Origin of the sequence: Neolewinella persica DSM 23188 (genome assembly GCF_000373105.1) — a bacterium.
Lineage (GTDB): Bacteria > Bacteroidota > Bacteroidia > Chitinophagales > Saprospiraceae > Neolewinella > Neolewinella persica.
Genome location: NZ_KB890436.1, coordinates 244292 through 260042, shown reverse-complemented (window position 1 = coordinate 260042; position 15751 = coordinate 244292). Strand labels below are relative to the sequence as shown.

The window sequence follows — 15751 nt, the reverse complement described above, 5'->3', positions numbered from 1 at the left end:
TTGTTGATTTCTCCGGTGCAACGCTTCGAATCGCAGATTTGGGCTGATTACGCTGATTAACACAGATGCTACGTTCCATAATCTGCGTTAACCTGAGTAATCTGAGCCTCGATCAATGATAACCACGTGTATCAATTCCTACCTCCCTGGCGTGGTCGACGGCGTGTGTGAAAATTCGCGATCGGCAAGTCAACAACCAATGACAGGTTAAGACGTAAAGAGTTGGCCTTATCATCCTCCCCTACGGTTCGTAGGCCGGGTGTGAGCTGAACTCCGGTCATTAGAGAAATAGGCACGTCCCGAAAGCCGTGTACGTAGCTTACGCCCGGGGATAGCACCTGGCGAAACTTGACATCCTGGGGTAATGATTCAGTGGCGTCCTCCAGTCGAAACAACACCAGTGCCCCAATGTCGAAAATAGAAAAGAAAACGGAACCGGAGTGGCCGGTAAAAGCTCGACCATCAATACCCATTTCTGCTTTTTTCCAGCGGTTTCGGTACCGTTCGCTGCGTAAATATTTGTCCTGATTTTTCTTACCACGGTATCCCCAATTGATGCCGATGCCGATAGGCGCGGTGAACCCAACGTTTGGTGCCCACTCAGAGACATCTCCATTCTTTACCCGTTCCAGCCCTCCGGTTATTCCGGGGTAAGCATTGAGGCTGATGTTACGGTAGGCTCTCCGTTTGATGCTGTAGCTCCCGACGGGCAGCGCAATGGCGTTGATGGCTTTCTTGACCTGATCTGAATCCTTACTCTCCGCAATTGCCGCGACGAATGTGCAATACTTGAAGATTTCGTTCATTTTCCGGAGTTTATCATCGCGCAACAACCGAAGCGAATCCAGCTCATCACTACGCGGCAAAATTCCTAAACGGATCTGCTCTTCGGTAAGGGTTGCTCGCGCTGCATTCTCCAATGGACTGATGAGTTTATCGTATTTGTCCTCCACCATGCGCTGCACTACGGGAATGATGTTCATCACCACTCCGTGGTAGTTTTCGTTGAGGCCTTCAATGTAGGCATCTAGTAAGTTGTCGGTTGCGAAGCGGATTCCCTCCAGATGTTCGTTATCGCCATCTACGATTTGCTCGAAGATGAGGTCCAAAATGTCCAACGAATTCTTAATTAAGTAAATAAACTCCTCGTTACCAACACCACCTTTTCCCGGAGCTCGTAGCTCTTTAAGCTGGGTATTGATCCGATCTATCTTGTCGGTATATTGAACGAATTTGCTAAAAAGTCTGCTGAACCTGGGTTGCTGTTCGGGAGATAGGATTAGGTTCTGAAGGAAGTCTTGCTGTTCTTTCAAGGAGTGCTGACGATGGTTCAACCTAAGGAAGACCTTGTCTTTCGCGGCCAGCGCATGGACCAAGCGAAGGCTATCGACCCTTATTGTGTTTTGATAATAAAATTTGCGATATTTCTGTTTAAATCCTTGTGGACTAATCTTATTATCCCGCACGTACTCATGCAAATCGGACTGTTCTTTTAATAAATTAGCAATAATACTATCAACTTCGGTCCGGACAATCTCCAATTCTTTCTCGGGATTTAAAGTATTAGTTAAAGAATAAATTGCTTGGCTGAAGTCTATGAAATATTGTTTCCTTATTGAGTCGAATGATCGTCCTTTTTCCCAATCGTAAGTAATGTAGCTAAGCCCCACATTTCCCCGAACAAAAAAATCATCGAGGTTAGCGTTTTGCCTTAGCATGTAAGTTAGATCTCTGGATCCATCTGTATTTGTAGTTGAAACCTGATACAAACTATCGATGCGTTCAATACGGTTAATACCAGCTCGGGTATTATCTATTAGTAGAGCTCTACGCTTGCAATACTCCTTAAGCTTCCGATCTAACATCATAGCTTGCAGTAAAACTCCATAATTTTGGTTAATTTCTTTACGACTACCCACGAGACTAAAGCTATAATAATCACCCAGGGTATCATCCCAAAAACTAAAAGTATTCCACCCATTATTGATGCCTCTTCCAAAGGCGTTCCAAGCAAAATTATAAAATTCATTAAAACCAGCCTGTTCCGCCTTAATCATGTTGGTTAAGCTATCCTGATCTGACTGGTAGGCCATTAAATTTATCTGATCTGTTGAGTTCTGAACTTCTCTCTGAAGAATGTTATCAATTCGAAAGCCGAGTAATCCGAAGAATATGTTACGAAATTGAATATCAGAGGACAAATGGTTAATCGCCTTTTTGCCTCTCCAAGCGGTATTATGGTTTAAGTCTGTAGCAATCAGGCTTTCAGAAATTTCACTAAGTAATAATATAATAGCTTCCAGATTCTGGTTATTGGGGAACAATTCATCTGCGCTCGTATAAAGAGACTTCAACAATGTTGCCGGATGCTCACCATCTCGAAGTTGATTGACGGCCTGCAACGAAAACTTTAGGTAGCGGACCATATTCTCCTTATGAAGGTACCGCTTATGATCTTCAATATGCTGCTCCAATCTACCCTTAGGGCCTTCAACATCAACTATCCAACGTTTAGACCAATCCATTGATGAATAAGCACTCCGCCTAAGACGCTTGTCTTTTGCATTTGAAGAATTAGAATTAGAACCTATAAGAGAATGCAACGTCCCTATATATGCTTTGTCTTGACCCTGGAAAAAAACAAGCGAATCTATCCATAATTGTTTCTTAGCTATATCCTCAACCAACTCGCTACTTCGTTGGGTGTTAAGGAGTTCCTTTTCCAGAAATCCGGGCACATTAAAAGTGAGGTGATCCAGGTCTTTCGTAAAAGCTCCTTTATAAACATCCATCATTAGTGAATAATCTGTAGTAGCCGAGGACTTGAGAACAGCAAGCGTATTGGGAAAAAGCATGCTTAGGTTCTGTGTTTCAGCCCAGCGTTCAAACCGATCAAAAAAAGCGATACTCAATTCCTGGCGTAGTCGATCAGCAATCCATTTAGCCGCACCATCAATAATCGCCGATTGGCCCAGTCCACCACTTTGGTTATTAATAATGATAGGATAGTTTATTCCATCGTTTTTACCGGCCACACCACGTAAGAAATCTAAGGCCTCTTCACCGGTGACAAATTGGGTAGAATCTGCAGATTTTAACCAGCGTAACCTAATAGCAATTAAATTGTATTGTCCTTGTACTTGACGTAATTTCCTTTTGAGCTCAGCGTCCTTCATTGGCGATTTCTCATCCTCAATAAGTAAAATCAATATTTCGATACCATTTCGGAATGGTATTCCTCGAATTGCAATCGCCTGACGAAAATCCTCACCTAAACTACTATCTGGGCACATGCAACTCTTTATTGATTGTATGGCCTTAATAATGAGGGTATCTTGCTTTGATTCCAATGCTTCAATAGAATCTTGTTTTATATCATTAAAAAGTTTAAGTTGATTAAATGCTAACTCTACTTTAGGATGTAGCAACTCATTTTCTAATAATGACTGCTTTATATCAACGGCAGAAACATCTGGGGCTAATTTGCCAGCCTTTCTTAATGCGGCAAAAAACGGTTCAGCCGCAGTAGCATCTGCTTCTTCAAGTCGATCATAAAGGCTATCCAGTTCGACAGCAAGATCAAAGAGGGACTGACCAGAGAGGGAATTGGCCGGGCCAATCGGTAATAGATAAAAGACCAGCGCCGCTGCAATGCGTGCAAGTCTTAATAGACCTGATTTTTTCATGTTATTTGATTTTCAAGTGTCAAGGCAGGAAAGAAATAGTGATAAGCCTCAGTTACTACCCAAAGTATTCGCTCAAAATAAATGATAATTACTACCAGACAAATTTATTTAGGTGATTAACCTACCTTTTCATCGGCTTAGCGGGGAAATACGCTATTCAGCGGAGTATTCCGTGTACAAATTGGCGAGACAAACAATAAGTGCCTGCTGCTAAAGGCACCCTCAAAGAGGGGTGGAATGACCTGGCTTGTCCGCCGAGGGTAGGCTTTTAGTCATCTATGCACCGCTCACTCGGCGAACGAGCCAGCTTCTCCGTCATGCCTCGGCCGACTAAGCGAACTTGCGATTGTCCGGCACGGACGCTAGTGACCCCAAAAATTCGATCATAAAACCACTATTTTCGCCCAACCACACAATTATGAAAAAAAGTCTCCCCCTATTCCAGGCCCTCTTCGACAAAAACGAAGCCAAGTTCCTAAAACTGGCAAAGTCCGGGAACTATCCCTTCACCGAAACCGACCCTTCCGGTCGGATGCTGCTGAGCAGTGCCGTCATTGCGGAGATGCCGGAGGCGGTCTCCTTGCTGCTAGAACGGCAGCCGGAGCCATTGGCAAGAGACGAAAAGGGATGGACGGCGCTGCACTTCGCCAGCTACTGCAATAATGTGGCGATTGCGAAGCAGCTTCTAGAGGTCTTTTCAGCGGTTGATGTGAAGGATAACGCTGGGAATACGCCGCTGGGGCGGGCGGTTATTGAGGAGCATGCGGAGATGGTGGCCTACCTGATGGGAGCGGGCGCGGACGCTGGGCTGAAGAATGACAATGGCGATAGTCCGCTGGATCTTGCGCAGACTTTTGGGTATGAGGAGATTGTTGGGTTGTTGGGGAAAGGGTGATCCCGGAGGGATCGAATATTAATTGCCCCGGATGAAAGGCCGCGAAGCGGGTTTTTACCCGGGGTGCATAGTGATGCGATGTTTTTTGTGGCGCTGCGCGCCACCTAATTATCAGCCCCTTATCAACCCCGGGTTTCGGCGTTTCGCCTCACCCGGGGCAAAATTGTTTGACCACTCCGTGGTCACCTCTTGACCACCTTACCATCCTTCATCACGAAGCCCACCTTCTCCAACAAGTGGATATCTTCAAGGGGGTTGCCCATAACGGCGACAATGTCGGCGGTGAAGCCGGCTTTTAGCTGGCCCAGGGCTTCGCCCTGGTCGAGAATCATGGCTGCCGTACTGGTGGCCGAAGTGATGGCGTCCATTGGAGTAACGCCGCAGTCGACGAGGTAGCCAAATTCCTTGGCGTTATCGCCGTGGGGGCTCACGCCGGAGTCGGTGCCGAAGGCGATCTTAACGCCCTTCTTGTACATTTTGGTGAAGATCTCCTTCTGTTGGCTACCGATGCTGATGGCTTTGGGAACGATGATGGGTGGGAAGAAGCCGGGCGTCTTTGCCTTCTCGGCTACGTAGCTGCCAGCGCTGAGTGTGGGCACCCAGTAGGTACCGTACGCTATCATCAGGTCGGCAGTTTCTTCGTCCATCAAAGTACCGTGCTCGATGGTGGTGATGCCAGCGCGGATGGCGCGCTGCATGCCGCCGATGCCGTGGGCGTGGGCGGCGGTGTGCATGCCGTATTCTTTGGCGGCGGCGACGATGGCTTCCAGCTCGTCGTCGCGAAACTGGGCACCCTGGCCATCTTTGGCGACGGAGAGGACACCGCCGGTGGCGGTGATCTTGATACAGTCGGCGCCGTTTTTGTAGCGGGTGCGGACGGCCTTCCAGGCTTCGTCGGCGGAGTTGATGACGCCGGCCTCCGGCCCGGCATCGAAGGAGAGTTCTTTGTTACGGCCATTGGACGGGTCAGCGTGACCGCCGGTGGTGGCGATGGCCTTCTCGGCGGTGAATATCCGGGGACCGACGACGTAGCCGGCGTTAATGGCGTCCCGCAAAGAGATGTTAACCCCGGAACCGCCCAGGTCACGAACGGTGGTAAACCCTGCCTCAATAGTTTTGCGCATATAAGACGTTGCCCGCAACGCGACAAATGATGGGTCCATCGTAAATCTTTCCATGTAAGCTTTGGGGTTCAGTTCAGACTCCACGTGAACGTGCAGATCGATGAACCCGGGCATGACCGTTGCTTGCTTCAAATCAACCGTTTTTGCACCTGCGGCCGCGCCCAAAAAACCATCCGCGACGCGTACTATTTTCCCGTCTTCAACGACGATCGTCCTGTTCGTCTGTTGCCCCCCTACCCCATCAAGAATTCTACCACAATGGAGATAAGTGGTGGACTGGGCAAAGGTGAACATCGGCAAACAAAAAGCCAGACAAAATAGAAGGTAAGTGCGTGTTTTCATGGGGAAAAGATAATCCTCACATTTGGATGTACCTACACAGGCGTTACATTGACGATTATTTACTCCTCAACCAGCCACGAAACTTATCCGAATTATGACTAAACAAAGAATTGGAATGATCCTATGGGGTCTGGCTGGTTCTGAGAAGGTTGAAGTGTAGGTGTCGGGTTATCAAGTTGTCAGGTTATTTTTTTATCCATAAATTACTTAGTGGCCGGAAAACCCACAACTTGACAACACGACACCTGAAAAACCCGATTTCAATCATTTTGCATTATATTAGCCGTTCTAAACACAAAAAAATGAATAAACAAAAGATCGGTCTTTGGATGATCTACCTCATCGCTGCGGCTATGGGCATCACGGCCACCTTTAAGATTGCCGGTGCGGAAGATGGTGTAGAATTATTCGGCAATGCTGGTGCACCATACATTCTGGCGGTAGTTCAACTGTCCATTCTCGCCTTGTTGGTCATGGCTAAGACCCGCTTGTTGGGTGTCTTGCTAGCTGCCAGCTACATTGGCGGCATCATTGCCTTCAGTTGGCTGCACGTTCCGGAGTTACCGATCGTTGGCATTGCGCTCAATATTATTCTCTACGTTGGCGCGGCTTTGCACTGGCCTAAGTTGACTACTGGGAGCCTGGACTAATTCTTAGAGAATCGGTCAAAGAGCATGAACCAGCAGGGGCGATCGGAAGGGATTAGAGTTTACACACTAGTTTACATCAGCGATCCCGCCCGCCGTTTTACACCTCTTAGGAGCTCGCAGCTGTGCCAGCTCGATGCCTCGGAGGAGAATACGCCTGGACTGTGAGGGGCTAAAAGATGTGTAGACCATAGACGCTGCAAGGGACCTCCCCTGCTGGCGGTTCCCGAAAAGATCGCGTTCACTTAGCGAACGCAAAATCACCTCAAATAACTTCATTTATTATTGCTGCCAACACGCCTAACTATTCCTGTATGAACCTCGACGATTTACGCAACCGCTGCCTGGCCAAAACGGCGGTAACGGAAGAACTCCCCTTCGGCCCAGATACGCTGGTCTTCAAAGTGGCCGGCAAAATGTTTGCCCTCACCGGACTGGACGAGGCTGACCTGCGGGTAAACCTGAAGTGTGACCCTGAGCGATCGGTTCAGCTCCGCGAACGGCATGAGGAAATCAAGCCGGGTTGGCACATGAATAAAACACACTGGAATACCGTCTACATTGAAAATGGTGACCTGAGCGATGAACTGGTCTACGAGTTGATCGACCACAGTTATGAGTTGGTCAAATCATCCCTGACTAAGAAGGTGAAGGCGGAGTTTGGGTTTTAATGGGACCGGACCTGCTTAACCACTTTCCGGATCAACCGCTCCTCTCCAATCTGTACGACCAAGAAATACACACCGGAGGGCACCGTATTCATGGAAATCGTTTGTCGCTGGAATCCCCGACTGAATGCGCCCTGCTGAATCATACGTCCGTCAACGTGCAGCAGTTGGTACGCGCCTGCATTAACTGCGGCCAGATTAAAGGTCAGTTCCGCCCCAAACGGGTTGGGAGATACTTCCAGGCGGCTTCCTGCGCCGGCAGGAAGGCTTGCACTCACTATGGAAGAATACTCAAGCGTACCATCAACATCCGTTTGTCTTAACTGATAGAAATAAGTCTCTCCCGGAATCACCGTCTCGTCCTCAAGGTTATAGGCCTGACTTTCGGTAGACGTTCCGGCTCCGGGCACCCAGCCAATTGACGTAAAGCCATCGGTACCGGAGGTGGAACGGAGTACTTCGAAGCCATCATTATCTGTTTCCAGCGCAGTTTGCCAATCAAGGGAGATGGTCTTTTCACCGCCGGTGGCGGTGAAACCCAGCCATTCTACTGGCAAGGAAGCTGGCATTCCACCAAGCGCAAAGCCGCCGGAAAATCCGGTGGTAACATTGGCGGTATAGGTGAAGAATTCTCCTCCAGACTCGGTTGAGACGTTCAGCACCTCCAATGCAGGTGCGAAGGTGATGGTACCATTACTTTTTACCATTCTCAGGTTTCCCTCCGGTTCCGCGACGGAAGCAGACCAACGACTTATTTCTTCTGCCGTGTAATACAGGGAGATTTCGTAGCTCCCGTTGGGGTTGTTAAATTCTGGCGTAATGAAGAAAGTTTTATTGGTCAGCCATTCAGACTCCGCAGCAGAGCTGGCCGTTGCGCCAGGGCTGCCCCCCGCTTCGCGGTCTACCTCCACGGTGATACAACCGTAATAGAAATCACTTTGGTTGGTCAGTTTCACCATGTAGGCACCGGTATTTGCATCGCGGAAATATACCGTGCTTTGTGGTCCGAGCTCATGGTCTGCAAAGCCCGAGAAGGTATTAACGTCCACCTGGATTTCACTTTCAAGACCCGGGGCAAAATCATCATTGGTCAATGCTACCGTGGTATTGATAATATCTCCCAAAGCCACATTGCTTTCACCAGCGCTGAAGGCATTAATTGAGAGAGACAGTAAGATATTTGCATCCTGTTCCGGGACGGCGTCTTCATAAAGCACTAATTCGATAAACTGCGGCTCGGTACCTTCGGCCGGGAAAATGAGTTGTGGGGTATTGAGATCAAAGTCAATACCCTCCAGGGCTGTTCCTGACACCTCAACATCAACCGTAGTCGCAGCAGAAGGCAAACCGAATACGCTGACCGGTATAGACAACACACGGAAGCCCCCCTCGAAACAGCTGCTCGTTCCTTCTTCTACGCTGAGCAACTCTTCGGTAAATTGAACAACGGCATTATTATTACCACCGCCACTTCCATCGCAATCCAGGACATCGTTATTACCAATTACATTTTGCAGGTTGGCTGCAGCGTAATTATCCATCCGGCTAACCTGCAGCGCACTGAACATGTACATGCACCGGTCATTGACGTAATCCATGTAGTTCATGTGCATGTCCGTCGAACCACAAGAAGAGGAGTTAATGGATGGGCAGCCGCCATAACTGTCGGCCTGGTTCGGCGTATCCTCGATCCCATCATCAGCGCCACAACCGCCTCCCCAAATATGGTTCAGATCCAGATAATGGCCCATTTCATGGGTGACCGTTCGTCCAAGATCAAATGGTGAAGCCGGAGAGAAGCCCGAGCAACCAGCACCGCTACCAAATGCCCTGTTGTCAATAGTTACCCCGTCTCCATTTCCGTTTCCGCCAAGCGGAGAAAAGCCCAACGCACCGATGTTGCGCACAAAGATGTTGATGTATCCGGACCAGTTGCCGTCAAAGCTTCCGGAACTTCCGTTTATCGTGACCGCCACATCACCATCCTGGAGGTCATACCCACCAGGGTGGTTTCGGGTAGCCAGGCAAAACTGTATACAGCTTTCCCCATTGCTTATACCAGGGAATGCGGAAGAGGTACCGTTCGACCAATCTACGATGTCGGCATTTATGCCTTGGTAATCATCGTTCAGAATTTGAACCTGGTCGATGGCCAGGTCACGCAAACACTGTAGGTCGAACCCTGCAGACACATTTTGAAAGTGTACAGCAACCGGCATTACGACTGGATCAGGACAATCTGCTACGACTTTGTCAGTTACCGATTGCATTCGTTGCTGCAAACGGTCTTGTCGGTTTTGCCAGGCCCGTTGGTAAGCAGGGTCCGTAGCCATTTTTTCAGTATGTATCTCGTCAGTTATGCAGGTACGAGAAGGGGTGTTATTATCCGTTTGAGCAAAAACGGAAGAAGCAAAAACGACGAGCAGTAAGCCCGCGATTGCGCGAAGAAAAGTGTGCATAATGAAGCAGGTGTGAAAGATTCTGGGACGAAAGTATACCAGCAGGTAAGTTTTGCGTCATCAGGAACCTTCCATCCACTAAAAAACACTGATTTAATGGCTGAAACCGCAGGTTGCCGACAGAAAAGATGGGCGTAAACCAAATTGTCGCACTGACCGGTAGCACCGGAGTGCTTACGCCGGGTCAGTGCGACAATTTCGTTTACGACATAAAAACCGGCGGGCTTTGTTTTTAGCCCTTTAGCTGAAATCCTTATCTTTTAATACGAGCTCTGAGGAGAGCTGGCACTCTTTATAGCCTACTCTTTATAAAAAAGTACCTCCCGCTCACCACCAGCCTTAAGGTACCCCCGGTACATCCCCGGCGTATTAAACGGCATGGCTACATTTCCTTTGGCATCCAGGGCAATCAGGCCACCAGTACCGCCTTTTTCCACCAGCGTTTTATGAATTACTGCGTTGGCGGCATCAGCGACCGAAGCGCCGCCATAAGCCATCCGCGCATGGACGTCGTAGGCAACGGCGTAGCGAATGAAGAACTCGCCCCACCCGGTGCAGCTTACGCCACAGGTCGCATTATCGGCGTAAGTGCCTGCACCGATCAGCGGACTATCGCCAAGGCGGTTATAGCGTTTGTTGGTCATTCCTCCGGTAGAAGTGCCCGCAGCAATGTTGCCGGATTTGTCCAGCGCTACGCATCCGACGGTTCCGTACTTCCGATCAATTTCTTCGATGATCCGGTTCCCCTGGATTTTTTCCTGTTCCACCTTTTCCCCTTCCAGTGCGCGTTGGAGCGCGCTCCAGCGATGTTCCGTCCAGAAGTATTTAGGCTCAACGGTTTCCAGTCCTTGAAGAATAGAAAACTCTTCGGCTCCCTTGCCGGCCAGCAGAACGTGTTCGGACTTTTCCAGCACGGCACGGGCAGCGCTGATGGGGTGCTTCAGTATGGTGATGCCACCGACGGCGCCGGCGTTCTGATCGTGACCAGTCATGAAACTGGCGTCCATTTCGTTGATGCCGGCATTGGTGAATACAGCGCCTTTACCAGCGTTGAAATGCGGGCTGTCCTCCATCACCCAGATAGTGGCTTCGACGGCATCGGCGGCGGAGCCGCCGGCTTTCAGGACTTTCTCGCCGGCATCGAGGGCCGCATTCATAGCTGTACGGATGCTGGCGGCCCGTTCGTCGGTCATGTCCTCCGGCAAGATGGTGCCGGCACCGCCGTGAATGACCATCGCGTAGTCGGGGGCTTCAAAGGTTGCAGGCGTTGCGGTAGTCGTGGTTGGCACTGTAGGTTCAGACACATCGGCGTTATTACATGCGAAAAGGCCGAGGGCCAGGAAGATCAGTAGGGTGTTTCTCATGGGAGGCAAGTTAGGGTATTTCGTTGTTTTCAACGCATAGCTCCACGTGACGCTTCCTCCATTGCCGTAAGTCTACTGTACTATGATCTCAAAGCAGAATTCTTCTACTGGCGTGATGCCGCCGCATGAAGGTCGATTGAATACTTCTCCCAATAAAACGGTTTGGTCTCCAAAAGGGATTGGACTACCTGCCCACAGCGTATCCCGACCTCGATTACCGCCTTCCACTTGCAGGACTACCTGCAAATTTCCGCCAAAACCACAAACCACTTCACAAGGACAATACTGATCGTTTACTTCAACGATGTTCAGTTTCAATCCCTCCGCCAGCCGGACCTGATCGCCCAGGTGATAGCCATCTCGGCAGCTTTCTAACGAATCCTTCTCACAGGAAGTGGTGAACAATAAAAAAGGGGCAATCAGATAAAATGGGTATTTCATTTCCAGACGTTTGTATTTCGCAAGACGTAGGGAGCCTAGCCAGCGTTGGTGAAGAAGGGTATAAGGCGCGGCCGCAGGTGCAAGGTTTACTAGAAATCAGGAGCCAGGGAACAAGAAACCAACTTCTGGTTTTCTAGCTCCCGGCTCCTAACTTACTCCACTGCAATCTTCAGCCGGTAATCGTCCTGGCTATCTGGCTGACCGTTACAGGGTTCTGGCAGTAAGGAAACGAGGCGAATGGTCTTGTCCTCAAACGTCGTGGTCTTGGAGAATCCCCCGTTGTCTGTGGTATAAACCCTGAGCGTGTCACTCCCCGCCAGCAGGCGAACCGTGGCTACTCCTTCCCAAATACAATCTGCTTCGCACGGGCAACGGCTATCATTTTCAACCTGGGAGAAGGTGATACGGGTATCGTTTACCGTAAACGTCTGACCGACTTCCAGGCCGTCGGGAGGGCTTTGGCTCTTATCACACGAAAGGATAAGCAGACCGAAGAAGCAAAAAGACAAAACGTGTTTCATGGTATTATTGTATTGGTTCGACTGGTTAGTCGGGGGGCCATAAGCTGCCGTTTGTGAACGGTCACGCTTTAACGGTTCCTTAGGGACGCCGTATAAATAACTTACGCCTTTTGACCGCCTTGTTTTGCCCTCACCGTCCTTAAAAATCATTTCCGTAACTGAGGCTATGTAAAGGATTTTTAAGAACGGTGAGAACAAAAACGTCAGGTCAAAAACCAGTAAGTTATTTATACGGCGTCCCTTAAGCAGGGCACTATGATATTCGGATCCTTAATCCTGTAAAACAAGGAAACCCATTGCCGGTTCGTGCGTTTTTAAAAGATATATGGCAAACTTTATCGATTACTACCAGACCCTCGGCGTACCTAAAGACGCCGATGAAAAGGCTGTTAAAAAGGCCTTCCGTAAGCTTGCACGCAAATTCCACCCGGATGTGAATCCTGGTGATCAGGAAGCGGAGCGTAAGTTCAAAGAGATCAACGAGGCCAATGAAGTGCTCTCTGATCCGGAAAAACGGAAGAAGTACGATAAATACGGTAAAGACTGGGAACATGCCGAAGCCTTCGAGAAAGCTGGCGGGCGGCCCGGAGGCAGTTCCGGGAGAGGAAACCCTTTTGGCGGCGGTCGCGGTTCTTACACCTATACAACTGGTGGTGACGATGGTGATTTTTCAGACTTCTTCAGTCAGATGTTCGGTGGTGCTGGCGGTGGCTCCTTCGGTGGCGGCCAGCGACGCAGGTCCTCTTTGAGAGGACAGGACGTTGAGGCAACGCTGAGTGTTCGGATGGAGGACATCCTGAAAGACAATAAACAAGTACTGACCGTCGGCGGCAAACAATTGCGTGTAACCATTCCGGCCGGTGTAGAAGACGGGCAGACCTTGCGTCTTCGGGGTCAGGGTGGTCCGGGAGCTGGTGGCGGTCCTGCAGGTGACCTCTACATAACTTTCAGGGTCAGCACTCCTTCCGAATACGAACGCAAAGGTGCCGACCTTTACAAGAAACATGAAGTTGACCTTACCACCATGGTCCTCGGTGGCAAGGTGACGGTGACTACGCCAACCGGCTCCGTCAACGTTCCGATCCCCAAGCTGAGCCAAAATGGCAAACGCATCCGCCTCAAGGGTAAAGGGCTTCCCGTATACAAAGGTTCCGGCGACGGTCATTTGTTCCTTGACCTTCACGTACGCCTCCCAGAGTCCCTCACTCCGGCACAAGAATCCCTTTTTGAGCAACTTGCTAAAGCCTAAGCGCCATGCCAATCACCTACGTAACCATTCAACAGTTTTGTACCTTTCACCAGTGCGACACGGTGATCATCGAAGAGTTTCTGGAGCACGGCATCGTCAAAGTCCATCTTCAGAATGACCTGGTCGTCATCCCCGAACCAGAAGTTCCCCGTTTAGAACGCGCCTATCGGCTGCACGCCGACCTTGGCGTAAATGCAGCGGGGATAGACATCATTTTGAATTTGCTCGACCGGCTGGAAGGAGAGCGGTTTATGGCCATTGAGGATATAGATTGATAAGTGCTAAAAAAGCTGCCAAAAGACGTAAAAGGGAAACAAAGAACTAATTTCCCTGCTTGTCACATTCTATTTGTGACTTTTACCGTCAAGTAACAATTATGATAGACATACCCTCGCCTACCGAACGCCTTACCCTCCGCCGGGCCACCCTCGAAGACGCTCCCTTTTTTCTGGAGCTCCTCAATAGTAAAGGCTGGCTAGACAACATCGGCGACCGTGGCGTCTATACCCTGGAGGATGCCAAAGAGTACATCACGGACCGTATCCTGAAAAGCTATGAAGTACCTGGCTGTGGGCCCATGCTCTGCTGCCTGAAAACCGACGGTACCATCATCGGGAATACGGGCGTCTACGATCGCCCGGGGCTGGATCTGCCCGACTTCGGCTTTGCCTTTCTGGACCAGTACCAGCGACAGGGTTACGCCCACGAGGCTTCCATCTCCAACATGGCTTATGCCCAAAAACATGGCCATACCGAATTACTGGCCATCACCTTACCGATTAACCAGCCAAGCATCCGGTTGCTGGAAAAGCTCGGTTTTACCCGGGAACCGGAGTTGATTCGGATCGAGGGCGATGAGGAAGAGTTAATGTTGTTGCGGTGGCGTAAGCGATAATGCCCGCTATTTCATCAAACCATTGACGGGTTCCTCGTCAAACCCATTCGTCCACCTATCAATTACCATTAAAGTTTCCACGCCTGCTGGCTACGGGCGCAAAGAACCAAGCCAGAATTAATCTTGCTCTGCGATGTAGAAAAGCGTTCCTCCTTCCCACAGGTCGTTCTATTCACCGGCGTTGTTGATAGCATTTGGGGCCAGCAGCATCGCAAGGCCGTCAAACCGCCAACCCCACAAATAAGCCCCACAACCGAATTTCCCGGTTTATAGCGTAGCTCCAAACCCCTGATCGTACCCCAACTCCACCCGTTCGATCACCCCCTGCTTATCGATGACAAAAAAGGTAGGGTACAGGTAAACACCATAGTCCTTATTCGGCCGTTCCGCCCGAGGAATCGCAAGAAAAGGCATCCCTTTTTCAGCGAAGTGCTTTTTGATTTCTGCGGTCGTATTCAGGTGACTGAGGTAAACCCCCACCATATCATCGGGCAGTTTGAAATCCGGATGGTTAAATTCTTTCATGGCCATCTCACAGCCGCCGCAACCAACAAAAGAAAAATCGAGCAAGACCTTCTTTCCCCGATAATCGCTAAGGGTGAACTCTTCTCCAGTAATGGTCGTAGCTGAGAAGTCTGGGGCGAGTTCTCCTACGGTCAACACGCCAGCCTGCCGGCCTGCTTCATACTCCTCGTTAGACATTTTCGTGTAGCCTTCCGGAAGCACAAACGTCAAGGGCTCCTCCTGATCAGTCCGGTAATCCTCGTACCAACAGGTAATGATCTGATGTGGCGCACCATTGGCCGCCAGGTACGTTTGGTGACCAAGCGGTTGCCCCGTTTCCGGATCAAGGAACAAGCGGGCCTGGCGTAAATAATGAACGCTGTCTTCCCGGTTTTCATAATCGATATAAGCGTACATCCGGGCAGGTTGTCCCTGAAATATTGTATCCGAATCATAGACCCACTCTTCCTTGCTCAGTAGATAGAATGGTGCATTGCTTACGATCATGGAACCCCTGGGATCTTCGTAGTCGCTTTTGGTTTCTTCAGCGGTATAACTCGTTATCCGTCGCTCCTCGTGGTTTATGGCATTAGATAGTTCACCAATCAGGTAAAAGGTATACGCCTCATCTTCAGCCAGGAAATCATACCCAATCGGTGAAGCCTCGTTACGATAAAAAATCTCGTTCGTCTGCATGGTATCCGCAGATCCAATGAACGCATTATCGTAGACCAGGTGCTTGGTGAAGCTGATGGATTGAGCCTCATCAATGGTCCGCTGGGCTTCTTGCAGCAGTTCAGAGGGGGCTTTGGGTTCAGGGCTTTGCTGACAAGAAGTCAAAAAGAAGACCGCAAGTAACGAGATGATTATTTGATGCATAATGAGTGTATTACTTGAAAAAGTGCTGTGGGATAGGTGCTTGTTTTGTAAGTTACCATTACCAATTATAAAGATTA

Annotated in this window: 13 protein-coding genes; 6 read left to right on the top strand and 7 right to left on the bottom strand. The window is 49.6% G+C overall.

The window, feature by feature from the left end; translation table 11 throughout:
* Positions 1–131 precede the first annotated feature (131 nt).
* Positions 132–3686, bottom strand: a complete 3555-nt coding sequence (locus B036_RS0115690) for a hypothetical protein (RefSeq protein ID WP_020569685.1) — start codon at positions 3684–3686, stop codon at positions 132–134.
* 418 nt (positions 3687–4104) lie between these two features.
* Between B036_RS0115690 and B036_RS29615 the strand changes: the two genes are divergently transcribed.
* Positions 4105–4581 carry an ankyrin repeat domain-containing protein gene (locus B036_RS29615; protein ID WP_020569684.1) on the top strand — a complete coding sequence of 159 codons (477 nt, stop codon included), beginning with the start codon at positions 4105–4107 and terminating at the stop codon, positions 4579–4581.
* A gap of 182 nt (positions 4582–4763) precedes the next feature.
* Here B036_RS29615 and B036_RS0115680 read toward each other — a convergent pair whose 3' ends face one another.
* The gene (locus tag B036_RS0115680; RefSeq protein WP_026232034.1) at positions 4764–6047 is read right to left on the bottom strand and encodes a metal-dependent hydrolase family protein; all 1284 of its coding nucleotides are present in this window, start codon (positions 6045–6047) and stop codon (positions 4764–4766) included.
* 302 nt (positions 6048–6349) lie between these two features.
* On the opposite strand from B036_RS0115680, the gene B036_RS0115675 reads away from it, so the two are divergent.
* Positions 6350–6697 carry a hypothetical protein gene (locus B036_RS0115675; protein ID WP_020569682.1) on the top strand — a complete coding sequence of 116 codons (348 nt, stop codon included), beginning with the start codon at positions 6350–6352 and terminating at the stop codon, positions 6695–6697.
* Positions 6698–7008: 311 nt separating this feature from the next.
* Entirely contained in the window at positions 7009–7365 is a 357-nt protein-coding gene (locus tag B036_RS0115665) for an MmcQ/YjbR family DNA-binding protein (protein WP_020569681.1), read from the top strand.
* Here the strand turns inward: B036_RS0115665 and B036_RS32220 are convergent.
* From B036_RS32220 to B036_RS0115645, 4 genes are all read right to left on the bottom strand, one after another.
* Positions 7362–9821, bottom strand: a complete 2460-nt coding sequence (locus tag B036_RS32220; RefSeq protein WP_020569680.1) for a zinc-dependent metalloprotease — start codon at positions 9819–9821, stop codon at positions 7362–7364. The genes B036_RS0115665 and B036_RS32220 overlap by 4 nt on opposite strands.
* Before the next feature lie 299 nt (positions 9822–10120).
* Entirely contained in the window at positions 10121–11185 is a 1065-nt protein-coding gene (locus B036_RS0115655; protein ID WP_020569679.1) for an isoaspartyl peptidase/L-asparaginase family protein, read from the bottom strand.
* A gap of 72 nt (positions 11186–11257) precedes the next feature.
* A complete protein-coding gene (locus tag B036_RS0115650) occupies positions 11258–11626 on the bottom strand; it encodes a hypothetical protein (protein ID WP_020569678.1) in 369 nt (122 codons plus the stop codon).
* A gap of 152 nt (positions 11627–11778) precedes the next feature.
* On the bottom strand, positions 11779–12147 hold the full coding sequence (locus B036_RS0115645; RefSeq protein WP_157472176.1) for a hypothetical protein: 369 nt from the start codon (positions 12145–12147) through the stop codon (positions 11779–11781).
* A gap of 325 nt (positions 12148–12472) precedes the next feature.
* Here B036_RS0115645 and B036_RS0115640 point away from each other — a divergent pair, with 325 nt between their 5' ends.
* The 3 genes from B036_RS0115640 to B036_RS0115630 all read left to right on the top strand — a co-directional run bounded on the left by B036_RS0115640 (position 12473) and on the right by B036_RS0115630 (position 14291).
* A complete protein-coding gene (locus B036_RS0115640; RefSeq protein WP_020569676.1) occupies positions 12473–13396 on the top strand; it encodes a J domain-containing protein in 924 nt (307 codons plus the stop codon).
* 5 nt (positions 13397–13401) lie between these two features.
* Positions 13402–13671 carry a chaperone modulator CbpM gene (locus B036_RS29605; protein WP_020569675.1) on the top strand — a complete coding sequence of 90 codons (270 nt, stop codon included), beginning with the start codon at positions 13402–13404 and terminating at the stop codon, positions 13669–13671.
* Between the two features lie 101 nt (positions 13672–13772).
* Positions 13773–14291: a GNAT family N-acetyltransferase gene (locus B036_RS0115630; protein WP_020569674.1), complete on the top strand. Its 519-nt coding sequence runs from the start codon at positions 13773–13775 to the stop codon at positions 14289–14291.
* 267 nt (positions 14292–14558) lie between these two features.
* Here the strand turns inward: B036_RS0115630 and B036_RS0115625 are convergent, their stop codons facing one another.
* Positions 14559–15674, bottom strand: coding sequence for a peroxiredoxin family protein (locus tag B036_RS0115625; protein WP_020569673.1), 1116 nt, complete (start codon positions 15672–15674; stop codon positions 14559–14561).
* Between the last annotated feature and the right edge of the window lie 77 nt (positions 15675–15751).